At 54.1% G+C, this 25,083-nt stretch carries 18 protein-coding genes and 1 pseudogene; 4 read left to right on the top strand and 15 right to left on the bottom strand.

The annotated features are described in order from the left end of the window. Position 1 precedes the first annotated feature (1 nt). A complete protein-coding gene (locus NA624_RS15230; protein ID WP_000434062.1) occupies positions 2–748 on the top strand; it encodes a GntR family transcriptional regulator in 747 nt (248 codons plus the stop codon). Here NA624_RS15230 and NA624_RS15225 read toward each other — a convergent pair. Genes NA624_RS15225 through NA624_RS15215 form a run of 3 tightly spaced genes read right to left on the bottom strand, consistent with a single transcriptional unit; the run spans position 722 to position 3,956 of the window. Further along, positions 722–1,687, bottom strand: coding sequence for a PfkB family carbohydrate kinase (locus NA624_RS15225; protein ID WP_001012661.1), 966 nt, complete (start codon positions 1,685–1,687; stop codon positions 722–724). The genes NA624_RS15230 and NA624_RS15225 overlap by 27 nt on opposite strands. Further along, complete coding sequence (locus tag NA624_RS15220) at positions 1,684–2,688, bottom strand: ADP-ribosylglycohydrolase family protein (RefSeq protein WP_000642803.1); 1,005 nt, start codon at positions 2,686–2,688, stop codon at positions 1,684–1,686. The genes NA624_RS15225 and NA624_RS15220 overlap by 4 nt, the downstream gene beginning before the upstream one ends. Beyond that, on the bottom strand, positions 2,685–3,956 hold the full coding sequence (locus tag NA624_RS15215; protein ID WP_000858692.1) for a nucleoside permease: 1,272 nt from the start codon (positions 3,954–3,956) through the stop codon (positions 2,685–2,687). The genes NA624_RS15220 and NA624_RS15215 overlap by 4 nt, the downstream gene beginning before the upstream one ends. 253 nt (positions 3,957–4,209) lie before the next feature. Here NA624_RS15215 and fbaB point away from each other — a divergent pair, with 253 nt between their 5' ends. Then, complete coding sequence (gene fbaB, locus NA624_RS15210; protein WP_000129586.1) at positions 4,210–5,262, top strand: class I fructose-bisphosphate aldolase; 1,053 nt, start codon at positions 4,210–4,212, stop codon at positions 5,260–5,262. A gap of 52 nt (positions 5,263–5,314) precedes the next feature. On the opposite strand, the gene yegS is transcribed toward fbaB, so the two are convergent. Continuing rightward, the gene (gene yegS, locus NA624_RS15205; protein WP_001273393.1) at positions 5,315–6,214 is read right to left on the bottom strand and encodes a lipid kinase YegS; all 900 of its coding nucleotides are present in this window, start codon (positions 6,212–6,214) and stop codon (positions 5,315–5,317) included. Positions 6,215–6,772: 558 nt separating this feature from the next. Between yegS and steD the strand changes: the two genes are divergently transcribed. Both steD and NA624_RS15195 read left to right on the top strand, forming a co-directional pair. After that, entirely contained in the window at positions 6,773–7,108 is a 336-nt protein-coding gene (gene steD, locus NA624_RS15200; protein WP_001612048.1) for a type III secretion system effector SteD, read from the top strand. A gap of 121 nt (positions 7,109–7,229) precedes the next feature. Beyond that, positions 7,230–7,646, top strand: coding sequence for a CesT family type III secretion system chaperone (locus NA624_RS15195; RefSeq protein ID WP_001543023.1), 417 nt, complete (start codon positions 7,230–7,232; stop codon positions 7,644–7,646). A 9-nt stretch (positions 7,647–7,655) separates the two neighbouring features. Here the strand turns inward: NA624_RS15195 and NA624_RS15190 are convergent. From NA624_RS15190 to mdtA, 11 genes and pseudogenes are all read right to left on the bottom strand, one after another. Then, positions 7,656–7,835: pseudogene (locus NA624_RS15190) on the bottom strand (non-LEE encoded effector protein NleB); the annotation flags it as partial. A 451-nt stretch (positions 7,836–8,286) separates the two neighbouring features. Next, positions 8,287–9,648, bottom strand: coding sequence for a prephenate-dependent tRNA uridine(34) hydroxylase TrhP (gene trhP, locus NA624_RS15185; protein ID WP_001517981.1), 1,362 nt, complete (start codon positions 9,646–9,648; stop codon positions 8,287–8,289). A 115-nt stretch (positions 9,649–9,763) separates the two neighbouring features. Continuing rightward, positions 9,764–11,875: a DUF4034 domain-containing protein gene (locus NA624_RS15180; protein WP_000434235.1), complete on the bottom strand. Its 2,112-nt coding sequence runs from the start codon at positions 11,873–11,875 to the stop codon at positions 9,764–9,766. Positions 11,876–11,885: 10 nt separating this feature from the next. Next, a complete protein-coding gene (locus NA624_RS15175) occupies positions 11,886–12,602 on the bottom strand; it encodes a DUF1266 domain-containing protein (RefSeq protein WP_000498582.1) in 717 nt (238 codons plus the stop codon). Beyond that, positions 12,602–13,804, bottom strand: a complete 1,203-nt coding sequence (locus tag NA624_RS15170; protein ID WP_000141063.1) for a hypothetical protein — start codon at positions 13,802–13,804, stop codon at positions 12,602–12,604. The genes NA624_RS15175 and NA624_RS15170 overlap by 1 nt, the downstream gene beginning before the upstream one ends. A gap of 268 nt (positions 13,805–14,072) precedes the next feature. After that, complete coding sequence (gene baeR / locus NA624_RS15165; RefSeq protein ID WP_000137854.1) at positions 14,073–14,795, bottom strand: two-component system response regulator BaeR; 723 nt, start codon at positions 14,793–14,795, stop codon at positions 14,073–14,075. Further along, positions 14,792–16,195: a two-component system sensor histidine kinase BaeS gene (gene baeS / locus NA624_RS15160; protein WP_000870083.1), complete on the bottom strand. Its 1,404-nt coding sequence runs from the start codon at positions 16,193–16,195 to the stop codon at positions 14,792–14,794. The genes baeR and baeS overlap by 4 nt, the downstream gene beginning before the upstream one ends. Further along, positions 16,195–17,607: an MFS transporter gene (locus NA624_RS15155; protein ID WP_000137821.1), complete on the bottom strand. Its 1,413-nt coding sequence runs from the start codon at positions 17,605–17,607 to the stop codon at positions 16,195–16,197. The genes baeS and NA624_RS15155 overlap by 1 nt, the downstream gene beginning before the upstream one ends. Then, the gene (mdtC, locus tag NA624_RS15150) at positions 17,604–20,684 is read right to left on the bottom strand and encodes a multidrug efflux RND transporter permease subunit MdtC (protein ID WP_001210091.1); all 3,081 of its coding nucleotides are present in this window, start codon (positions 20,682–20,684) and stop codon (positions 17,604–17,606) included. Before mdtC ends, NA624_RS15155 begins: the two co-directional genes overlap by 4 nt. Then, the gene (gene mdtB, locus NA624_RS15145; RefSeq protein WP_001197795.1) at positions 20,685–23,807 is read right to left on the bottom strand and encodes a multidrug efflux RND transporter permease subunit MdtB; all 3,123 of its coding nucleotides are present in this window, start codon (positions 23,805–23,807) and stop codon (positions 20,685–20,687) included. Further along, positions 23,807–25,048 (bottom strand): multidrug efflux RND transporter subunit MdtA, encoded by a 1,242-nt coding sequence (gene mdtA, locus NA624_RS15140; RefSeq protein ID WP_000678803.1) that lies wholly within the window; start codon positions 25,046–25,048, stop codon positions 23,807–23,809. Before mdtA ends, mdtB begins: the two co-directional genes overlap by 1 nt. Positions 25,049–25,083 lie beyond the last annotated feature (35 nt).

Genomic DNA, 25,083 nt, shown 5'->3' with positions numbered 1-25,083 from the left:
AATGGAACAAGCGCATACCCGGCTCATCGCGCAACTGAATGAACGAATTTCAGCGGCGGATAATACGCCGCTATACATGAAATTCGCCCAGACGGTAAAGGATGCCGTGCGCAGCGGTATTCTTGAGCACGGTAATATTTTGCCTGGCGAACGCGATCTCAGCCAGCTTACTGGCGTCTCGCGCATCACGGTACGAAAAGCGATGCAGGCGCTGGAAGAAGAGGGTGTCGTCACGCGCGCCCGCGGCTACGGTACGCAAATCAATAATATCTTTGAATATTCCCTGAAAGAGGCGCGGGGATTTTCTCAGCAGGTTGTCTTGCGCGGCAAAAAACCGGATACGCTATGGGTTAACAAACGCGTGGTAAGTTGTCCGGATGAGGTCGCGCAGCACCTGGCGATCCCCGCAGGCAGCGACGTCTTTTTACTCAAACGCATTCGTTATGTTGATGAGGACGCGGTATCGATTGAAGAGTCCTGGGTGCCCGCGCATCTGATTCATGATGTCGACGCGATTGGCATTTCGCTGTATGACTATTTTCGTCGCCAGCACATTTACCCTCAGCGTACCCGATCTCGCGTCAGCGCCCGGATGCCGGATGATGAGTTTCAGTCGCATATTCAAATGGATGGTAAAGTGCCGGTGCTGGTGATTAAGCAGGTGGCGCTCGATCAGCAGCAGCGGCCTATTGAATACAGCATCAGTTATTGTCGTAGCGACCTATACGTTTTTGTGTGCGAGGAGTAGCGCCTCGCGCGTGGGCGCGCAGTCGCCGCCGCGATGCCCGACCACCCAGCTTGCCACCGCATTTCCCAGCAGTACGGCATCCGCGAGCGGCCAGCCTGACGCCAGTCCTGCCAGCACGCCGCCAGCATGGCTGTCGCCTGCGCCGATGGTATCCACCACGGTTGTCGGAAACGCTGGCACAACGCCGGAAGATTGCGCGCTAAAATACCACGCTCCGTCTTTATCGTGGCGCACCACCAGCGGCGCGGAAAAGCGTTTTACCCATGCTTCGCCGAAAGTGCGCGTATCGGTCGCAAGCCCGGTGCGTTCCGCAGCGATGATGGCTTCCTGGCGGTTGAGGGAGACGATGGGCCGGCAGGCCATAATGCGCGCCATTGTATCGTCTGTAATATCACCGATTCGTGGGCCAAAATCGATAAAAGGCGTGACATCGTCGACGGTTTCCAGCCACTGGATCAGTGGTTCGCCACAGGACGAGGCCAGTTGATAGCCGGACAGGTAGACAAGACTGCCCCGCGGTGTCCTGAGCTGCGACAGCCAGTCCGCATTCCACTGGTTTTCCACGCCGCTAAAAGACATAAACGTGCGTTCGCCATCCGGTTCGACTAACGCCAGACACCAGCCGTTATCCCCTTCAACCGCGTCAATCACGCTGGATAATCCCTCTTTTGCCAGACGGCGGCGAATCCTCTCCGCCCACACGCCCTGGCCCAGCGGCAGCGCATTGCTGGCGTCAATCCCCAGTCGTTTCAACGCCACGGCAATATTCAGCGCACAGCCGCCGACATTGACGCTCTGTTGTTGCAGTTCAATATCGCCTCCGCGACGCGGCAACGTCCAGGCGTCGGCAATGATATCGATCACTGCCGCGCCGATAACGGTGAGCGGACGCCGGGTATGCAGGGTCGGTAATAATGTCAGCAACCGTGCGCCGTTCATAGTGCCTCCCGCCGTTGACGATAACTCGCCAGCGCAACGGCATAGCGCGCAAAATCCAGCTGATTAACCTCGTCCAGCGTTTGCTTTAACTGGGGGTTAATGGCGCTTACCCCGTGCAACGCGCCGCAAATGGCGGTAGCCATCGCGCCGATAGTGTCGGTATCGCCGCCGAGGTTAGCGCACAGCACGGCACAGCGGTTAGGATCGGTATTCGCCAGTTCCACCATGGCGATAGCGCAGGGAACCGATTCAATGGTGCTGGTTCCCGCGCCGATGATCTGATAGAGCTGTTCGCTGGCAGATTCGACGCCGTCGGCGCGGCGGACAATGTTTAGCGCCAGTTCCAGACGTGACGATAGCGAGGCGCTAAACGTGGTAATACGCGCTGTCTGCGCCTGATGGGCGACGGCGGGGAGCGAGTCGGCAATACTTTGCCACGTGTCGCCGTTAACCGCTCGCGAGACGGCCCAGGCGACAACCACGGCGCCAGCCACCGCCAGATCGGATTTATGCGTCGGGCTGGAGGCTAACGCTACTTCTGCTATAAAGGCTGTCAGGTTAGTTGGCGGCAACAGGCAGCCCAACGGCGAAACGCGCATGGCCGCGCCGTTAGTCACGCCGTTATTTTCCAGCGCCGCGATGGGTTTGCCGTCGCGAATCGCATTCAGCGCAATTTTTGACGTCGGGCCGAGTACATTTTTATTGAACGCATCAAAGCGTTCCGCCCAGGCGAGGATGTTACGTCCAATAATCTCGGGATCAATACTGCCTTCGCATTCGAGTAGCGCGTCGGCCAGGCAGAGCGCCATTGCGGTATCGTCCGTAAACTCCGCGCGGTTAAAATAGCAGGCGGCATTATTCTCTTTTGGGCCGGGCAGAAAGCGGTCAATCCAGCCGAAATGCGCTTTGACGCGCGTTCTCGGCCACAGCTCAGAGGGCATTCCCATCGCATCCCCTAACGCTTGCCCGTAAAGAGCACCGAGAATACGTTCTGCTTTCATTTTACTTCCCCTTGTGTCAACGCAATATCGCGATCGTCAATAGCAGTGATCTCTTTGTCCGATTCGCGAAAGAAAATCATAAACAGTAGCGCGATGACGGCAATCATCACTGCGCCAAACGTCCACATGCCCGCCCAGTTGAATGTCAGCCCGTTAACCGGTTGCGGATAAGCAAACATTTTTTCCATCATCACACCGCCGAGGCGATAGCCCAGCAGGCTGCCGAATCCCTGACAGCAGAGGGTGATAAGCCCTTGCGCAGCGGTACGCATATGAACCGGCGCTTTTTTATCGACATAAATGTAGGCGGTGACGTAGTAGAAATCGTAACTTACGCCGTGCAGCAAAATACCGAGGAACAGCAGGGCGTAAGTGAAGTACGTCTCCGCGCCGCCATAGACAAAAAAGCCGTAGCGGATCGCGGCGGTAATAAGACCAAGCAATAATACCTTTTTAATACCAAAGCGCTTAGTGAAAAAGGGCAGCGCCAGCATAAAGAAGATTTCAGAGAACTGGCCGAGCGTCATCCAGCCGGTGGCGTTCTTCATTCCCACTTCCGTCAGATAGCCGTTAGCGAAGATGTAGTAGAAGGCCAGCGGCATCGCAAACAGGAAGGAACAGAAGAAGAAAACGAGAAAGTTTTTATCGCGCAGCAGGACCAGCGCATCCAGCCCCAGCATCACTTTAATATCCATCTTGCCGGTGCTTTTTGGCGGCGTGTCTGGCAGACAGAACGCAAATACGCCCAGCAACGCTGAACTTGCGGCGGTTATGAGCAGTGGAATGTTGGTGGGGGAAATATCGTTATAGCCTAACATTTGCGGCAGGAATCCACAGGCGAGGCCGGAGGCAATCCACCCAATGGTTCCCATAACGCGAATGCGTGGAAAATCGCGTTCAACGTCCGGTACGTTAGCGAAGGCAATGCTGTTTGTCAGCGCGATGGTCGGCATATAGGTCAATGAATAGGCCAGAAGCAGCGGAAAGAATCCGGCAAAGGTGGTTTGCTGCGCCGCGAAATACATCAGCACGGCGCCTGCAAACATCAGTACCGCCAGGACTTTTTGCGCCGAGAAAAAACGGTCGGTAACGGAGCCGACCAGAATCGGCGACAGGATCGCCGCAATGGCGGTACAGGCATAAGACCAGCCTATTTCACCGGCGGAAAACCCGCTTTTATTTAGCCATAGCCACAGGGGGACGAACCAGGCGCCCCAGATAAACCACTCCACGAACATCATGAACGACAGTTTAAAGGTCGTTTTCATTTTTGAATCCTTCATGACAGGTAAGGTACGCCACGACAATACCATTTAATAATACCTTTTAAATACCATTAAGCATTAATTTTGACCGATCTAACACTTTTTCGAACGTGAATCGAGTCAGCAGATAGCGCCGAAAAAATGCGCTAAAGTTGGCAAAAATGGTCGGTCAGTACCAGGCTTATTGCGACCCGCAATCTGCGGGGCAGGACTATTCACCTTCCGATACCTTATCGGAACTTACGGGAGCATAGCTATGACTGATATTGCGCAGTTGCTTGGCAAAGACGCCGACAGCCTTTTACAGCATCGTTGTATGACCATTCCTTCCGATCAGCTTTATCTACCCGGCAAGGATTACGTTGACCGGGTGATGATTGACAATAATCGTCTACCAGCCGTTCTGCGTAATATGCAGACGCTCTATAATACTGGTCGCCTGGCGGGAACAGGATACCTTTCGATACTGCCCGTCGATCAGGGAGTGGAGCACTCCGCCGGCGCTTCTTTTGCGGCCAACCCGCGCTACTTTGATCCAAAAAACATTGTTGAATTGGCGATTGAGGCCGGCTGTAACTGCGTGGCCTCTACCTACGGCGTACTGGCCTCGGTTTCACGGCGTTATGCGCACCGTATTCCGTTTTTGGTCAAACTGAATCACAACGAAACATTGAGCTATCCGACAGAGTACGATCAGACCCTGTACGCCAGCGTTGAGCAGGCGTTTAATATGGGCGCCGTGGCGGTAGGCGCGACGATCTATTTCGGTTCGGAACAGTCTCGTCGCCAGATTGAAGAGATCTCCGCCGCTTTTGAGCGTGCGCATGAGCTGGGTATGGTGACCGTATTGTGGGCTTACCTGCGTAATTCTTCCTTTAAAAAAGACGGCGTCGATTACCATGTATCCGCTGACCTGACGGGGCAAGCCAACCATCTGGCCGCTACGATTGGTGCGGATATTGTGAAACAGAAAATGGCCGAGAATAATGGCGGTTATAAAGCGGTCAACTTCGGCTATACCGACGATCGCGTGTACAGCAAACTGACCAGCGATAACCCGATTGATTTGGTTCGTTACCAGTTGGCGAACTGCTATATGGGACGCGCCGGGCTTATCAACTCCGGCGGCGCGGACGGCGGCGATACTGATCTCGGCGACGCGGTTCGTACCGCGGTGATCAACAAACGAGCCGGTGGAATGGGGCTAATTCTGGGACGTAAAGCCTTTAAGAAATCGATGGCTGATGGCGTGAAGTTGATTAACGCCGTACAGGATGTCTATCTGGATAGCAAAGTCACCATCGCCTGAGTTCAACGAAGAAAAGCCGGATGTGAGCGCATCCGGCCAGCGACAGGTGTTATTAACGTAGCAACGGGCAGTCTGGCGGCAGCCGACAGCGTAATGCGCCAGGTAGCACCTCAATATGAAATTCTTGTCCGCTGAGTGGTTCGCCATCCAGATTAAACGTGATTTCATGCGGTGCATGAATATCAAACCACGCCGAGGCGCCGTCAATAATATTCGGATTGTCATCTGACTGCGTGAGTGTGGAAAACAGCGCCGGCAGCAGCTCTTCGCCGGTAAAAATCCGTAGCTGTAACAGCCCGTCGTTAATCAGCGCGGTGGGACATAATTGCTGCCCGCCGCCGGCCTGACGACCGTTGCCGATGCCGATCACCAGCGCATCTCCCTGCCAGTGAAAGTTTTCGCCACGTATTTCGCAGCGGTCAGGGGTCAGCGTATCCATTCTCATCAGACCGTGGATAAGATAGGAGACGCCGCCCAACGCGGCTTTGAGTTTTTCCGGCGTCTCAGTGGTAATGCGGGTGCCAAAACCGCCCGTCGCCATATTGATAAAACAGGTTTTATCATTGACCCTGGCCATATCAATTTCCATCGCGTTTCCGGCAATCGCCAGTTTCAGCGCTTTGTCCAGCGCTTCAGGAATACCGGCGCTGGTGGCAAAATCGTTGGCAGTGCCGAGCGGCAAAAGGCCCAGTGCAGGGGCTACGCCGTCGCGGATCTGGATGAGCGCGGTCGACACTTCATTAATGGTACCGTCTCCGCCGCCGGCAATCACCGTTTCAACGCCCAGTCTACGGGCTTCATCAACGTAACGCTGCGCGTCGCCTTTTTCCCAGGTTACCCGAACGTGAATCTGTATGCCTTCGTCGCGAAGGAGAGTAATGGCCTCACGTAGCGGCTGGTTATCAGCGCTTTTGCCATTGAGTATCAGTAAGCTGGCGGGAAAGTTAGCCATCCGTTATGCCTTAATAGGTTGAACAACAATCTCCAGAAAGTGTATAGCAGAAATGAAAAAGCGAGGTCAGAACAGGATGAAAATTGAAATGTTGCGCACTTATTGCTTTACCGTTTTTCTTCCTGCTGTACGCAGCGGTAAGCGAAGCATGGTTTAAGACAAATGGCGACAAGAGAGATGCCGGTATGCGCATTGAGTAGCGCTTGTGAGAGTGCAGGGAAACCACAAGGGGGAGTCAGACGCTTTCCGATATAGCGCCTTTAATAACGAAACGGAGGATTAACAAGACGAACATACGTCAGTTATCAGTATTAATTTCAAACACCATAATATCAGATAAAAACCTGATATTTATTACCAAACATACTTTTTAATAGCATAAAATCGAAATGTTCTTTAGACTGCTTTGGCAGGAACAAGACGCACTATTAGCAGTACACTATTCTTGTTATCAAATAAAACCTATTTAGATGATGACTTAGCGCGGTGTCTTATAGTTGTGCCTGAGGTACCGCTTTTCTCATAAACATAAACAGGCATGTGTATGAAGAGGTTTATATGAATGTCACTTCAGGCGTGAATGCGCAAACGCCATTGCTCCCTCCTTCTGAACGGGGTAATGACGAAAAACCAGTAGCTGAAATCGTTGAGTTTAACGCTTACGGCAATAAACCCAGATGTTTAATGTGTCTGGGAACCTCGGCATTGTTTACAAGTGTTTTCAGTGGGGTATGCTCAGGGGCTGTCGCCAGTGTCAGTAGTGGTGCTGCATATACTACCGCTCTGACGGTTTTAGGCGCATCGCTTGGCATGGGGGGAATTGGTATGATGGGAATATGCGCCGGACTATACCTTAGCGCAAATGGCATCAGAACCCGGCCAGCCTGGCCATAAATGAGCAAACACAGCAAGTCATAGGGAAAAGATGAATTCCGACGATGACACGGGGTGTTAAGCGTCCAGACAAGAGGCTTATGACTTATATAGAAACTCTTTAAATAGAGTATGGGGTGTTATGTATTCAAGAGCCGATCGCTTATTAAGACAGTTTTCACTAAAATTAAATTCCGATTCAATTGCCTTTGACGAAAACAGATTATGCTCATTTATTATAGATAACCGTTACCGTATCTTACTAACAAGCACTAATAGCGAGTATATAATGATATACGGTTTTTGCGGAAGACCTCCGGATAATAATAATCTTGCTTTTGAATTTCTCAATGCTAATTTATGGTTTGCAGAGAATAATGGACCACATTTGTGTTATGATAATAACTCACAATCATTATTACTGGCTCTCAACTTCTCACTCAATGAAAGTTCTGTAGAGAAACTTGAATGTGAAATTGAGGTAGTTATTAGATCAATGGAGAATCTGTATCACATTTTACAGGATAAAGGAATAACTCTGGATACCGATTATACGTGACGGTGGGAAGGGTGTTTGGTGATCTGGTGGTAATAGAGGATAATCAACCCCGGCAAAACTTACATGGCCTGATGAAGGTGGACTGAGCGTAGGTGCGATGGTTTGAGTATTACTTTGACATGAAATCAAACCTCTAATCCGGGAAAACATTATTTTAATCCTTGTAAAAGCGGCATTAAAACGTGCCATAACTTTACACGCTTAAATTATCGGTTTTTAACCTTAATTTAATAACCTGGAAACTTTTTGTATAAGTTCGCACAAAGTAGTTCTTGATTTAATTCACTGATTTTAAACGTAAACGTCAGAATGCCAAGCCCTGAGTCTGACCGGATGCGGGGAGGATTGTGACTTGCTGGCTGGCAATGGATAGGGGAGGTCTCTAAACCAAAGCGCCCATTTGCGCTTTGGTTAGTGTGGTCAATTTTTGGATATGGCGGGAAGTACCACTTTTTTATTGATTATATGCAAAAAATAAGCCTGCGTAAGGGAGATTACGCAGGCCAAGGAGGTGGTTCCTGGTACAGCTAGCATTTATGGGTTATGTTTTTCAGCGCGTTGAATAATACCCGCATTGAGCGAAGCGGTATGTGATCAATTTCTAAGAATCTTCCCGCCATGAAAAAATAACCGCAATTAACTACTTGGCATGGGGGTTACGCGTTGATTCGCCTGAGAAATTACGCATCAATAGTGCGTAATCCAGCGTAACGTCCTGCGGGACGGGCATCCAGACGGTATAGCCATCGCCAGGCGCCACCGGCATAGCGTCGCCTTTGGCGTTCTCCATCTGTTCCAGGGTGAAATTGATATTTCCCTGCGGTGTCATCAGCTCCAGACTATCGCCAACGGAGAATTTATTTTTCACCGCCACGGCCGCCAGTTGGCCTTTACGCTCGCCGGTGAACTCGCCGACAAATTGCTGGCGTTCGGAAACGGAGTACCCGTACTCGTAATTCTGGTAATCGTCGTGCGTATGGCGACGCAGGAAACCTTCGGTATAGCCGCGATGAGCCAGACCTTCCAACGTTTCCAGCAGCGTAGGGTCGAAGGGTTTACCCGCGGCGGCGTCGTCGATGGCCTTACGGTAGACCTGCGCGGTACGGGCGCAGTAATAAAAGGATTTGGTGCGGCCTTCGATTTTCAGCGAGTGGACGCCCATTTTCGTCAGGCGCTCCACGTGGGCGATAGCGCGCAAATCTTTTGAGTTCATGATATAGGTGCCATGCTCGTCTTCGAACGCGGTCATGTATTCGCCCGGTCTTTGGGCCTCTTCTATCATAAACACTTTATCCGTCGGCGCGCCGATACCGAGCGTCGGCTCAACGTTCTGTACCGGAATCGGTTCGTGCTTATGCACGATGTTGCCGACAACGTCTTCTTTTCCTTCCTGCACGTTATATTCCCAACGGCAGGCATTGGTGCAGGTGCCCTGATTCGGATCGCGTTTATTGATGTAGCCGGAAAGCAGGCAGCGGCCGGAATAGGCCATGCATAGCGCGCCGTGGACGAAAATTTCTATTTCCATATCCGGCACCTGCTGGCGAATTTCCTCAATCTCTTCCAGCGACAGCTCGCGGGAGAGAATCACACGGGTCAGCCCCATCTGCTGCCAGAATTTTACCGTCGCCCAGTTTACGGCATTAGCCTGTACCGACAGGTGAATCGGCATTGCCGGGAAGTGCTCGCGTACCAGCATAATCAACCCTGGATCGGACATGATCAGCGCATCCGGGCCCATCTCGACGACGGGTTTCAGGTCACGGATAAAGGTTTTGAGCTTGGCATTATGCGGGGCGATGTTCACCACCACGTAGAATTTTTTTCCGAGCGCGTGGGCTTCGTTGATGCCAAGCTGCAAATTTTCGTGATTGAATTCGTTATTACGCACGCGTAAAGAGTAGCGCGGTTGGCCCGCATAGACGGCATCGGCACCGTAAGCGAAAGCGTAACGCATATTTTTCAGCGTTCCCGCCGGCGAAAGGAGTTCTGGTTTAAACATCATTTTCTCGTTCTGATGACAGGTCAGATCCGCCTCACCTGATGAGGCGGCTGGAGGAGAGTCCTCACTTTAAGGGCGGGCATTGTAGCGCCGTGGGAGAGGGGAGTAAACCACCTTACACCATTGAGTTGACCTGTCCCGGCAGCTCTGAATTCGGGATGCGGACGGTATACCAGGCGAAACGAAAGCGTTTCCAGAAAGAATCGAAATGCAGGTGGTCCAGACAGTCCATAACGATTTCATTATCCGGGTAAAGCGTGAAGGCAAAATGCGCCCAGCGTGCGCTTAGCTTCATATTAAACAGCGTTCGATCGTATTTATTACCGTGCAGGCGCGATAGGGTCACCATAGCATGTAGCGTGCCTTTGTTGGCCTCTTGTTGCACTAGTTCCAGATGCTTATGCGCCAGCGTAATATCCTTCACTTCAAAAATATTCAGCAGGAACAAGCCCCAGGCTTCTTTATGCCCGAACTGATGCGCCAGCCAGAGATTATCGAGCAGTTCTTTTTCATAAGCGGAACGTTTTTCGGTATCAAGTTCTTGTTTACTCAGACGCTGGTTGCAGATGCCAATGCTGAAATGAATATTTTTCAGGTCATTTTCATAGTCGGTATAGCCTCCGTTATCTATTAATTTGTACGGGGTGCTCTCGCGCAGCGCTAACTGCCGGTGCAAAATCTCCGCCGCGCGCTGAAAATACCCTAACGCGATGGCAGGATCGTAAGGTAGTAGGCCGTTGTTCTCTTTATTATTGTGTTCAAGGCCCAGCAGGTTTAGCGCGGCGGGTATATTTCTTTGCGCGCCCAGCTCTGCCAGCGGCACGAAATGTTCTGGGAGCCCGAACCAGTCGAAATTTTTAATCGCCGCCCGCCAGTTATGGTTATATTGAATGTCGGCGACGCTATCGAGCCAGGCGAGGCCTTGCGCCTCATCCTTTTCGAAACCCAATAGCCCGGCGTACTGAAAGTAGCCACGACGGATTTTCGGCACTGCGAATTCCGTTTGCTGCGCATTCTGACAGAGAAAATTATACATCCACCAGGTGTCAGGAAAATCGCGCAGGGCGAACTTTATCGTGTCATCAGAGAAGTAATTGTTGAGCTTAACTTTTTCCACGATCGAACGCTGAAGGGTTCGCCAGAGCGCGTCATTATCGTCCAGATCGCTATAGCAGACCCGCAGCCACTCCAGCGCGTTGTGGCGAGATTCCTGGATATGCGCTCGCAGGCTAATCTCTTCGGCTTTGGCGATAATACGTTCCTGTTCTGCCGGGGAGTCAACCTCTTTGATGCGCAGATCGCGGTGATCGTCCCACCAGATTAATAGCTCCAGATGTTCACGTTCTGCGGCAGAAAGGTGATCGCATACGCTTGATTCCAGAAATTCGCGGATCTCCTCGTGAGACCCTCTCCAGCGTGGCATACGAAACGGGATATATTCATCCAGCACGTAAAATGCCGTCGGGAAAATAGCCAGGCAGACGGCGAGCCAGTATTTTTGCCCGGCATCGTCATCGCACTCCGGCAATACGGACGGGCGCGGCAAATTTGGGCAAACCGCGTCGGCAAACGACAGCCCGGAATGGGCCATCAGCGCGTCCACCTCCTGCGGTGAATGGCGATGATATTCAGCCAGATCCTCCATTAATGGCTGCCCGGCAACATCCGCGCCCACGAGGAACTCAACCAGCCAGTCGGGCTGGCCGAAGACTTTTGAGTTGGTGCTGGTCAGGGCCGCCGCCATCCACTGGCGCGGTTCACAGTCGATAGCATTGAGCGCGGCGATGACCATCCGTTCGTTGCAGGCGGCAGCGCAGATCCACATCGCTCGGGTGGTTTCTCTCGCCCAGCCATAGCTGCGATACAGCCACGCACGGTGATTCCAGTATTGCGCCTCGGCAAGCCAGGCGTGAGTAGAGCGGGGGCGGGCGCGCTGCCAGTTTTTGATCAGCGCTAATCCTTGCGGCCCGGCCTCAACCAGCGTGTCCATATCGTAAAAAGGGTTGTCCATTTGATTCCAGGCGAAGAAATAGCGCTTTTCCGCTTCGCGGCTGGTAAAGCTCTCCGTCAGCGCCTGGTTGTAGCGTTCGTCCAGTTCGTCATAGCGTTCTTCGCGCAGCAGGCCGGGAATATCGGCGATATGCCATTCGCGTTGCCCGTCATTGAGGGGATTTTTGTGGTTGCACATCTCAAACATAGCGTTGAGCAGACGATCATCCTGTTCCATAAAGCGTCCTTTAAATCGGCTCGAAAATTTTGAATTCATTCCACGGCAGTTGTCGCCAGCGGCTGACAGGGTCTTGCAGATAATGGGTGGCTTCCTGTAAATCCCGTCCGGCAGGCGCTGTTGGCGTGTCACGTAGCGTGAGCCATACCCGGCGTGCGCGAACGTAGGCGGTGGCGTAATCCTCCCAGGAATCAAAACAGTCCTGAGCGCGCTGGGCGTTAAGTAACAACACCAGCCAGGCCTGATTTTCATCACACCAGCCGAGCCCGGCGATACAGCGGGTCAGGAAGGCGGTGCGCATGCAGTCGAATGCCAGCGCGTCGCGGACCTGTCCCTGGGCCGCCAGATAATGGTAAAACGTGCGCGGCGAGCTGCCGATGCCCGCAGGCCAGCGGCGTAAGATATCCTCAACCTTGTGGCGTAACGCTGCATCGTCGAGATTTTCGCTCAAGCCCAGCTCTTTTTTTACCTGCTGTGCCAGATAGCGGCGTTTGTCATCGTCAAGTTTGAAGACCAGCTCAACGCCTTTGATCGGTAGCCCGTTGCGCCGGGCGAGGATATCAGCTAGCGCCAGCGCCCATTGCCGCCGCCGGGTATCGCGACGCAGATCCTTCAGGCGATCTTTTTCTTTCTCCTCGGCGATACGGGCCGCAATCAGCGGTTTGTTTTTTTTGTAGTTGCGCCAGCTAAAAAATAGGGCGGCAATAATAAGAACAATCCAGAACATTAGCGCTCCTCCCTGGTTGCAGAAAGATAGCGCGTGGTTTGTAGCGTCAGGCTTTCAATTTCGAAAGGTTCACTACTGGTGTTTTTTCCGGCAAGCGTAGGGTGCCATTCATGCCGTGGAAACAGCATTTCCGCAGCCGTCGCCACGTTAGGATCAACAACCTGAAGATAGCGCAGCGCCTCCGGGGCGCTGTGCAGCAGCAGCCACTGTAAAGCCACCGGAGGCGTAGGGAAGTGCTCCATTAAATGAAAATTGTCATGCAGCACATTGAGCAGAAAATTGAGGTCATGAATATGAGTAATAAATTTCCAACCTGAATATTCCGGCGTTGCTTCATAAACTATTCCCATCTCTTCGCAATCGGCGTGGCGCTCAGGAAGTGGTTGCAGATGGCGTAACAGAGATAAAACATCGTTAGCATATTTCTTAATAGGATGGCGATTTTGCTTACCTTTAATCTGATCAATGCTCAGGCCGTTATTACCAACCACCAGGCTTATTGTGACGTGGGGAATATTATTGCCGTCGCGCAGGCTGAACAGGCGAAGTTTTTGTTGTTCAATTTGCCGGGCGTAGTAATCGCCGTAGCCGCCGGAAAGCGCGCCTTTATTATCAAAATCTCCGACGCAGTGTTGCATATGCCAGGATTCATACGCCATCTCACTGCGCAGGCCGGGGTTTGTTGCATCAAACTCAACCAGCACGCCGTTATTCACCGTCATCACCGGTTTTAGCGCCTCGCTGTTGGAGGGATACCAACCTTGTTCACGCAGGCGCTGCATTTTTTGATGCTCCGCTTCGCGCATTGCCAGCACGGTAAAGCAGTTGATGCGCTGCAGTTTAGTTTCCAGCCGCGTTCCTTCCTGACGTGAAAGAAATTCCACTAAATCTCTTTCCATTGCCACAAGTTGCGGGTGCTGAACATTAAGGTAGTAAAAGCGCTCATCGCCACCCAGCTTTGGCGCCAGCCAGGCGGGGATTTCTGCATCAGCGCTAAAATAAACGGCATAATCGGCGACGGATCGCACAGGATAAACATGGGGAAAGTCACCAATGATCCAACGATAAAAATGGTTGCTTAACCAGCGCTGGATATTTTCGCTGTCGCCGCGTTGTTGGCTCCGGGAAAAAATAGACGATTTTACATTTGGCGCATTTATTATATTGCGTGGTTTATAGCGGTGAGATGACGTTTCTGTCATAAAAATCCATGTATAATTAAGTTGGTATTATGTTTATTTATTTTTAGATTCACTTAATGAATTAATGCGCAATAAGTTTAAAAAACTACTCACAGTATATCGGTAAACTAAAAAGAGCGGCCAAATAATTTATTGTCCCCGATCGCGTTCGTCATGGTTTTCGGGATACCGCTTGGCCAAAGAAAAGAGGACAGTGTGTTAATTCCGCCAGAATAGCGTTGGCGGAAAATATCGTTTTACGACCTTGTTATTGTTATGCCAATAATCATTATACCAGGCGACACGCATCCGCTTCCCAGCGATATCCCACCCCGTAGACCGCGCGTATAAATGACTGTTCGGCATCCAGCGATTCCAGTTTACGGCGCAGGTTTTTAATGTGGCTGTCGATAGTACGATCGGTCACCACACGGTAGTCGTCGTAGAGGTGGTTTAACAACTGCTCGCGGGAAAAAACTTTACCCGGTTCAAGCGATAAGGTTTTTAGCAGGCGGAATTCAGCGGGGGTTAAATCCAGCGCTTTACCACACCAGGAGGCCTGAAAGCGGCTTTCATCAATCATTAACGGGCTTTCGGCATCCTGCTGCTGGAGTTCGCGCTGCGGTTTACAGCGGCGCAAAATGGTTTTCACGCGGGCCACGACTTCGCGCGGGCTGTAAGGCTTACAGATATAATCATCGGCGCCGATTTCCAGCCCAAGCAGCCGATCGATCTCTTCGATTTTGGCCGTGACCATCACAATGGGGATGTCGGAAAAACGGCGAATTTCCCGGCATAGCGTCAGACCATCGGTACCCGGCAGCATCAGATCCAGCAGAATCAGATCCGGCGGCGTTTGACGCACATACGGCAGTACCTTGTCGCCATGATTGATGAGCGTGGGGGCGTAACTCGCCGCGCGTAAGTAGTCAATAAGCAGCTGTCCCAGCTTGGGTTCATCTTCAACAATCAAAATGCGTGGCGTGTTTTCATCAATGGGTAATTCAGTCATACTTCTCTCTGTAAATCGCGATCCAGCGGTAACTCTACTGTAATGCTAACCCCGCCAAAAGGCGAATGAGCGGCGTGAAGATGACCGTTATGCGCGTGTACAATATTGACGCATATTGCCAGCCCCAGTCCAGAACCACCGCTGGCGCGGTTACGGGACACTTCCGTGCGGTAAAAACGGTCAAAAAGCTTTTGTAACTGTTCATCGCTGACGCCCGGTGCAGAATCGGCAAAGGTCAGGAATAATGATTTATCGCGTTGTTCGGCGGAAATATGCAGGCCGCCGCCGCTGTCGGTGTAGCGCAGACTGTTTTCCAGCAGATTATTAAACAGTTGCATCAGGCGATCCGGGTCGCCGAAGACGGTCATGCTATCCGGCAACGCGTAATGTAGCGTTAGCCCCCGGCTGGTAAAGCGTTCTCTGAACGCGCCGCCAGCGACTTCCAACAGGGGAACAAGATCGACGGTCGTTTTTTGGTAAGCCAGCGCGCCCTCGTCAGACAACGAAAGCTGATGCAGGTCGTCAACCAGTTTGGTAAGCGTACCGACTTCCGCCTGTAGGGAGGTAACCGATTCTGGCGTGAACTGGCGAACTCCATCCTGAATGGCTTCCAGTTCGCCGCGCAATACCGCCAGCGGCGTGCGCAGTTCGTGGGAAATATCCGCCATAAAGTCGCGGCGCATCTGCTGGTTTCTTTCCAGCGTGCTGGCAAGCTGGTTAAAGTCCTGCGCCAGTTTTCCCAGTTCATCAGCGCTGGTTGGGGTCACGCGCGTGGTAAAATCCCCCGCCGCCAGTCTGTGCGTACCCTCGACCAACCGTTTGACCGGGGCGAGCAGGCCACGCGCCAGCAAAAACGTCGCCAGCGCGGCCAGCAACGTTGATAACGCCACGATCATCCAGCTGGCGCGCCGCTGCTGCATATCAAAATTAATATCCGTATTGCGCGTCAGCCGCTCGACAGGCGAGGCGATAATCGCGCCGACTTCGACGCCATTGACCAGAATGGGGCGGCGAGTACCGTCATGCGGCACCGGACCGCGTGGGCCGACCAGCACCCGGCCATTTTGATCGACGACCCAGAATTGGGTGCGCCAACCGTGCGGCGGCATACCGGGGCCGGGTTTATCGCGGTCGTTGTCATGCTCAAATGAACGCAGAATCTGGAAAACAAAGCGATCGTTGTTGCGTAAAAAACGCCAGTTGCCGTGTTGCTGGTACTGGTCGCCCAGCGCATCGCCCAGCATTTGTAGCCGCTGCTCGTTGCCGTGTTTGATATAGTCAATAAATCCGCGTTCAAAACTGACGCGCACGGCCCAATGCATACTGATCAGCAGCACGATGCAGGTGGCGAAAATCGCCAGAAACAGCTTGCCGGTGATTCCGGGCCGCCAGACTTTCATTACAGGCTCCTTTTACGCCGTGAAATGACCATGTTTTGCTGTGTATCGTTCGGCACGCGGGCAAAAATTATCGCCGGTAGCGCGATAATAACCGCCATACATAACCAGGTGTACATAAAGACGTGATGTGTGGCGCTACTGTCTATCCCGATATGCTGTTGGCCAAACATACCCAGCAGCATTCCGGCAATAGTGACGCCAATACTCATCGAGAGCTGCATAATCATCGATAATAAGCTATTGCCGCTGCTGGCCAGCGTATCGGGAAGGTCTTTTAGCGTTAAGGTGTTCATGGAAGAAAAGCGCGCCGAGTTCACCATTCCCTGCAAAAGCAGTACCAGCGGCAGGAGATAATACCAGCCGAGCAGCGCGACCGACATAAACAACAGGCTAACCAATGCCAGTCCGAGCGTGGTCGCTACCAGAACCCGACGATAGCCAAAACGGTTAACTATCTGCACCACAATCCGCTTCATTCCCATGCTGCCCAGCACCATGGGGATCATCATCAAACCGGCATGAAACGGTGAAAAACCAAGACCAATTTGCAAAAAGACCGGCGTCATAAACGGCAGCATACCGCTGCCGATACGCCCGGCAAAACTGCCCAGCAACCCCAGTGAAAACGTGGGCGTGCGGAACAATCGCAGGCTGAATAACGCGCCTGAGTTTTTTTTGGCATGGAGGAGATAGAGCAGAATGGCTGCCGCGCCGCCCGCAGCAAGTCCGGCTAATGTCCAGGGCGAAATCCCCATGCTTTTACTACCGTCCAGCGCCAGCGTGAGTACCGCCATGCCGATAGCTAACAGCAGGAACCCCGGCAGATCAAAGCGCCGGGTCTCTATGGTGTAGTTTGGCATCAGCATAAAGGTCGCCATAGCGCCGACAATTCCCACCGGGATATTGATCAGAAAGATCCAGTGCCATGAAGCATATTCCACCAGCACCCCGCCCAGCGCGGGGCCGAGTAACGGCCCGATCTGTCCCGGTAGGGTGACGAAGGTCATCGCCGCCATATATTGCGCGCGCGGCACGATTTTCATGACCGTCAGGCGTCCGACTGGCACCATCATCGCGCCGCCTACGCCTTGTAAAACCCGCGCTAATACCAGTTGATTAAGCGTGCCGGAGAGGGCGCAAAACAGCGAACCCAGCGTGAACAGCACAATGGCGGCAAAGAAAATATTACGCACGCCGATTTTATCTGCCAGCCAGCCGCTGGCGGGGAGCATCACGGCGACGGTAAGAACATATGACACCACTACCATGTGCATATGCAGCGGGCTTTCCCCCAGGCTTTTCGCCATGGAGGGCAGCGCAGTGTTGACGATGGTGGTATCCAGCGACTGCATAAAAAAGCCGAATGCCACAATCCAGAGTTGCCAGCGGGTGTTGTCAGGAAGTTCTGTCATATCTCTACTACCGGTTTGCTATTTTTACGCGAAAAACGCAGCCGCAGACGATCGAAAAAGAGGTACACCACCGGCGTGGTATAGAGCGTCAGGAGCTGGCTCATGACCAAACCGCCGACAATGGTTATCCCCAACGGCTGCCGTAATTCCGAACCGTCTCCGCCAGATAACACCAATGGCAGTGCGCCGAACAGCGCCGCCAGCGTGGTCATCATTATTGGACGGAAGCGTAACAAGCAGGCCTGGAAAATGGCTTGTTCCGGCGTCAGGCCGCCGCTTCGTTGCGCTTCAAGCGCAAAATCGACCATCATAATGGCGTTTTTCTTCACAATGCCAATTAATAGCATGATCCCTATCAGGGCGATTAGGCTGAAAGGGGCATTGAAGAGCTCCAGCGCCAGAAGCGCCCCAACGCCCGCCGATGGCAGAGTAGAGAGAATGGTCAGCGGATGGACGTAGCTTTCGTACAGTATCCCCAGCACAATGTAGACGGTAGCGATCGCCGCCACTATCAAAATAAGCTGCGAATTCATGGTCTGCTGGAAGACTTGCGCCGTTCCGGAAAAACTGCCGCGTACCGTCGGGGGGACGCCAAGCTGCGTCATTGTGCGATTAATGGCCTCCGTCGCCTGCGATAACGATGTGCCGGTCGGCAGGTTAAAGGCAATCGTGGACGCCGCGGACAATCCCTGATGGTTCACCGACAGCGGCGCATTGGCGGGCCGCCATTGGGCGAAATAAGAGAGGGGAATCGCTTTTCCGTCACGGTTGATAACGAACATTTTCTCCAGCGCGCTGATATCCTGGCTATAGCGCGGATCGACTTCCATCACCACTTTATACTGGTTCATCGGCTGATAAATGGTGGAAATTTGCCGCTGGCCGAAAGCATTATTTAACAGACTGTTTGCGGCCTGAACATCAATACCCAGCCGTGACATGGTGTCGCGGTCGTAGATAAGGTTCATCTCCGCGCCATTATCCTGCTGGTCGGAGTTTACGTCCGCCAGTTGCGGCAGGGCCGAGAGCGCTTTGCGTATTTTCGGCTCCCACTCGCGCAGCGCCGCCAGGGAGTCAGACAGCAACGTATATTGGTAACTGGCGTTAGCCTGCCGCCCGCCGACGCGAATATCCTGTACCGCCATCAGAAACAGCCTGGCGCCGGGTTCTTTTGCCAGTTTGACCCGCAGTCGATCAATGATTTGCTGCGCCGTCTCTTTGCGTTCGCCGCGCGGCTTCAGCGTAATAAACATCATGCCGCTATTCACCCGCGAGCCGCCGGTAAAACCAGTGACATTATTCACCGCCGGATCGTCGCGAATAATTTTCATAAAATCCTGCAGCTTGCCGCGCATGGCCTGGAAAGAGATGCTCTGGTCAGCCTGAATACCGCCCATCAACACGCCGGTGTCCTGCTCCGGAAAGAATGTTTTAGGGATGGCGATATAAAGCCAGATGTTCAGCGCAATGGTGCCAAGAAAAACCACACCGACAAGACGCGTATGGTTAAGCACCCATTTTAACGACGTGCCGTAACCCTGTTGCAAGGCGACCAGCAAACGGCCAACGCCCCGTTTACGCGGTTGGGTGCGCGGTTTGCTTGATTTAAGCATCCAGCCGCACATCATCGGCGTCAGCGTGAGCGAGACCACCAGCGAAATGCCAATCGCCACCGAGAGGGTAACGGCGAATTCCCGTAATAATCGCCCTGGCAGACCGCCCATTAACAGCAGCGGCAGAAATACCGCCACCAGCGACAGACTCATGGAGATGACCGTAAACCCGACTTCCCGCGTACCCTGTAATGCCGCCTGCAAAGGTTTCATTCCCGCCTCCAGATGGCGGGCGATATTTTCCAGCACCACAATGGCATCATCAACGACAAATCCGGTTGCGATAGTCAGCGCCATCAGCGACAGATTGTTGAGGCTGAAGCCGCACAGATACATGGCGGCGAAGGTGCCGATGAGCGAAACGGGAACGGCGACGGCGGGGATTAGCGTGGCGCGCCCGGAACGCAGGAATAAAAACACCACCAGGATCACCAGCGCGACAGAGATAACCAGCGTCTCTTCTACCTCTTGCAGCGATGCGCGAATCGTCGGCGAACGATCCTGGGCGATTTGTAAATCGATAGCGGCGGGGATCATTGCCCGCAGTTCCGGCAGTTTTGCCCGGATGCCGTCGACCGTCTGAATAATGTTGGCCTCCGGCAGCTTGCGGATCATCAACAAAATAGCGGGTTTAGCGTTCGTCATCCCGGCGTTACGGACATCCTGCACCGAGTCGGTGACGCTGGCGACGTCGCCCAGGCGTACCGCCGCGCCGTTGTTATAGTGAATAATCAGCGGCTGGTATTCGGCGGCGGTTTTCAGTTCGTCGTTGGTCTGGATTTGCCAGCGGTGGACGCTATCTTCAATTGCGCCTTGCGGTCGGCGTACGTTGGCGCTGTCGATCGCTTCGCGGACCTCATCCAGCGAGACGCCCTGGTTAAAGAGCGCCTGCGGGTTTAAGCCTACACGTACTGCGGGCAGGGAGCTGCCGCCGACGTCAACATCGCCGACGCCGTCAATTTGCGCGATGGTTTGCGCCAGTTGGGTAGAGGCGAAATCATACAGTTTGCCCTGTGACCAGCTCTCCGAGGTGAGCGTTAAAATCATAATCGGCGCGTCGGATGGGTTGGCCTTGCGATAAGTCGGGCGGCTGGGCATTCCGCCTGGCAACAAGCTTTGCGCGGCGTTAATGGCGGCCTGCACGTCGCGCGCCGCGCCGTTAATATCACGATCGAAATTAAATTCGAGAATAATGCGCGTACTGCCGAGCGAGCTGCTGGAAGTCATTTCATTGACGCCTGCAATGCGTCCCAAAGAGCGTTCCAACGGCGTCGCCACCGACGAAGCCATGGTTTCCGGCGAGGCGCCCGGCAGCGAGGCGCTAACCATAATCACCGGGAAATCGACCTGCGGCAGCGGGGCGACCGGCAGCAGACGGAAGCCCAGAATGCCGCACAGCGTAATGGCGGCGGCAATCAAAATGGTGGCGACCGGGCGGTAGATGAAAAGGGCGAAAAAGCGCATCTACGCCTCCTCTTTATGGCGCGGAAAGCGACTTTTCACGTACAGCGACAGGCGGTCAAACAGGAGATAAATCACCGGTGTGGTAAACAGAGTTAATACCTGGCTGACCAGTAGGCCGCCCACCATTGCGATCCCCAACGGGCGACGTAATTCCGCGCCAACGCCGGTACTCAACATTAATGGCAATGCCCCGAGCAACGCCGCCAGCGTGGTCATCAGAATCGGTCGAAAACGCAGCAGACAGGCCTGGAAGATAGCGTCGCGCGGACTCATCCCCTGTTCGCGTTCGGCGGCGAGGGCGAAGTCAATCATCATGATGGCGTTTTTCTTCACGATGCCGATCAGCAAAATAATGCCGATAATGGCGATAATATCGAGCTCGCTACCGGCGATGATCAGCGCCAGCAGCGCGCCGACGCCCGCCGTAGGCAGCGTTGAGAGAATCGTGATCGGATGGATAAAACTCTCATACAGCACGCCGAGCACGATATACATCGCCACCACGGCGGCGACAATAAGCCAGACGGTGCTGCCCAGCGCCGCCTGGAAGGCGAGCGTACTGCCCTGAAACTGCGTTGTAATATCCGCTGGCAGGGCGAGCGTTTTTTCCGTATCGAGAATTGCCTGCACCGCATCGCCGAGCGAATAGCCCTCCGGCACGTTAAACGAAAATGTCGTAACCGGGAACTGATCTAAATGATTGATAGAGAGCGGAGCGAAGCGCTGCTCAATGCGGGCAATCGCGCTGAGCGGTACGGTGCCGCCGTCGCGGCTCGTCAGGCGAATCGTCTCCAGCGCCGCCAGTCCCGGCGTGCTGGCGGTATTATGTTCCAGTACGACGCGGTACTGGTTCGCCTGGGTATAAATCGTTGAAATCAGGCGTTGCCCGAACGCGTTGTAGAGCGCGTTATCCACATCCGCCATGCTGATACCCAGACGGCTGGCGCTGTCGCGGTCGACATTCACCCAGGCCGCTAATCCCCGATCTTGCCAGTCGCTGCTTACCTCAGAGAGCTGTGGTAACGACTGTAGCGCGTTCTGCAGTTTTGGCACCCAGTGACTGAGCGCATCGAGCGTCGTGGCCTGCAGGGTAAACTGATACTGCGTGCGGCTGACCTGCGTGTCGATGGTTAAATCCTGCGTCGGCTGGAGATACAGCGCCACGCCGGGAATCGTCGCCACGGCGGTTTGCAGCCGGGAGATCACCTGCTGCACGCGGTCATCACGCGCATCCAGCGGCTTGAGGTTAATTTGCAGGCGCGCGCTATTCAGCGTGGGGTTAGCGCCGTCTACGCCAACAAAAGTCGTCAGACTTTGCACCGCCGGGTCCTGTAATATCCGCTCCGCCACCTGGCGCTGACGTTGCGCCATACTGGCATACGATGACGATTGCGGCGCCTGCAGCGCCCCCTGGATAATGCCGTTATCCTGTACCGGAAAGAACCCTTTCGGGATGACTATCCACAGCATAACGCTGAGCAGGAGCGTGGCGAATGCCACGCTCAATGTAAGCCACGGATGGTTGAGCACTTTCGCTAATCCGCGTCCGTAGCTGGCGATCACGCGGTCAAACATCCGCTCGCAGGCGCGGGAAAAGCGGTTTTGTTTACGCAGAGATTGCTGGCTGAGCATACGCGCGCACATCATGGGCGTGAGCGTCAAAGAGACGACGGCGGAGATTAAAATCGCTACCGCCAACGTCACCGCAAATTCGCGGAACAGTCGACCAACAATATCGCCCATAAAGAGCAACGGGATCAGCACCGCAATCAGTGAAAAGGTGAGGGAAATAATGGTAAAGCCGATTTCGCCCGCGCCTTTGAGCGCCGCCGCCAGCGGTTTTTCTCCTTTTTCGATGTAGCGCGAGATGTTCTCGATCACCACAATCGCATCGTCCACCACGAAACCCGTGGCGATAGTGAGCGCCATCAGCGTCAGGTTATTAATGGAAAAATCCAAAAATACCATCACCGCAAAGGTGCCGATAAGCGACAGCGGTACGGCGATGCCGGGAATAATTGTGGCGGGAATATTGCGTAAAAACAGATAGATAATCATGACGACCAGCGCGATCGCCAGCATCAGTTCAAACTGGGTATCGCGCACGGAAGCACGAATATTGGTGGTGCGATCGGACAGGACCGTGACCTTCACCGATTTCGGCAGGCTTTCGGTAAGCTGGGGCAGCATCTGGCGAATGCTGTCCGCTGTCGCAATGATATTGGCGCCAGGCTGGCGTTGAACGTTCATCACGATAGCCGGCGCTTGATTCGCCCATGCGCCGAGCCAGCTATTTTCCGCCCCCTGTTCGACGGTGGCGACATCGCCCAGCCGTACCGGCGCGCCGTTTTGATACGCGATGATAAGCCTGCGGTATTCGTCGGCAGACTGCATCTGATCGTTAGCAGAAAGCGTCACCGCCCGTTCGGGGCCATCCAGACTGCCTTTCGCCGAGTTGACGTTGGCGCCGGTAATTGCGGTACGGACCGTTTCGCTGGTCAGACCGAGCGCGGCGACAGCCTGAGCATTCAGTTTTACGCGTACCGCAGGGCGCTGCCCGCCGGCAAGCGTCACCAGCCCGACGCCGGAGACCTGCGAGATCTTCTGCGCCACGCGGGTTTCTACCATGTCCTCTACCTGGGTCATCGGCATCGCGTTTGAGGTGACGGCAAGCGTCATAATCGGCGGGTCCGCCGGGTTGACTTTGCTATAAATCGGCGGATTCGGCAGGTCGGAAGGCAATAAATTGGTGGCTGCGTTAATCGCCGCCTGTACTTCCTGCTCGGCAACGTCCAGCGGCAGCGTCAACTGAAACTGTAGCGTTACCACCGATGCGCCGCCGGAGCTTTGCGACGACATCTGCTTAAGTCCTGACATCTGGCCGAACTGGCGCTCAAGCGGCGCGGTGACGGCGGAGGTCATGACATCCGGGCTGGCGCCAGGGTAGAGCGTAACAACCTGAATAGTGGGGTAGTCGACCTCCGGCAAAGCGGCGACGGGCAGGAAGCGATAGCCGATAATCCCGGCGAGTAAAATCGCCGCCATCAGCAGAGTGGTGGCCACGGGGCGCAGAATAAACAGACGCGAAGGGCCGCCCGTGCTGCCCGGAGGTAATACCTGCATCAGGCGCGCGCTCCTTTTTGACCTTCATGGCGGGAAGGGGATTTTTCATCCGCCACGGTGGTCTGCGGCTCAACGACCTCGACTTTTGCGCCTTCCGTCAGCCGATCAATACCATCGGTAACGACGCGATCGCCTGCCGACAAGCCAGCGCTGATCACCACGTTTCGGTTATCCTGAATACCGATTTTTACCCGCTTCTTGCTGACGTTATTTTCGTCGTTCAGCACCCACACAAAGTGGCCCTCATTGCCCATTTGCACCGCCGCGGCAGGCACCACAACGGCATTTTGTTCGGTATCGACCAGCATCCGGGCGTTCACAAATTGATTGGGGAACAGCGTATCGTCCTGATTGGTAAAGCGCGCTTTAATTTTGATCGTTCCCGTCGTGGGATCAATCTGGTTGTCCAGACTGAGCAACACACCTTCGCTCAATTTGTGCGAGTTAGTCCGATCCCAGGCTTCTACGACCAGCGCTTTCCCCGCTTTCTGTGCCTGAACTACGGTCGCGATATCGCTTTCCGGCAGAGTAAAAATGAGATCAATCGGGTGCGTTTGCGTAATGACGACAATACCGGCGGTATCGCTGCTGGAAATCTGGTTGCCGACATCCACCTGTTTCAGACCCACGCGTCCCGAGACCGGGGCCGTGATACGACTCCAGTCGAGCTGTAACTGCGCGCTGGCGACATTGGCTTCATCCGCTTTAATGGTTCCCTGGGTTTCGTTGACCAGCGCCTGTTGCGCATCCAGTTCCTGACGGGAAACCAGATTGGTTTTTGCCAGTTGCTGATAGCGCGCCAGATCACGACGCGCATTCGCCAGCGTAGCGTTATCTTTCGCCAACTGTCCCTGAGCCTGCGCCAGGGCGACCTTAAACTGGCTGGGATCGATTTGCGCCAGCAGATCGCCTGCGTTGACCTGCTGACCTTCCTGAAAGTGCAGGGCGATGAGTTGACCATCCACGCGGCTACGTACCGTAACGGTATTCGCTGCGGTCACGGTACCCAGCCCGCTCAGATAGCGCGGTACGGCCTGCGTGGTCGCGGTCGCGGCCTGTACCGGCGCCAGAGGGCCGTCGCGCATACCGCGGCGACCTGCGGCGGCGGTATGCGGCGCTTGCGCGGCGACGCCCGGCGCGGCGGTCGGGCTTTCGCTACGGTTATGCCAGAACCAGAATGCGGCGGCGGCTACTACAACCCCAATCGCTATTGCCCAGCGGAAAGTATTACTGCCTTTCATCGGTATAAGTTTCTCATCCTGAAACGTTTTGCGGA

It is taken from the genome of Salmonella sp. NW38 (assembly GCF_051807745.1).
In the GTDB taxonomy this organism is placed as follows: Bacteria; Pseudomonadota; Gammaproteobacteria; order Enterobacterales; family Enterobacteriaceae; genus Salmonella; species Salmonella enterica.
This window is presented reverse-complemented; position numbering and strand designations above follow the sequence as displayed.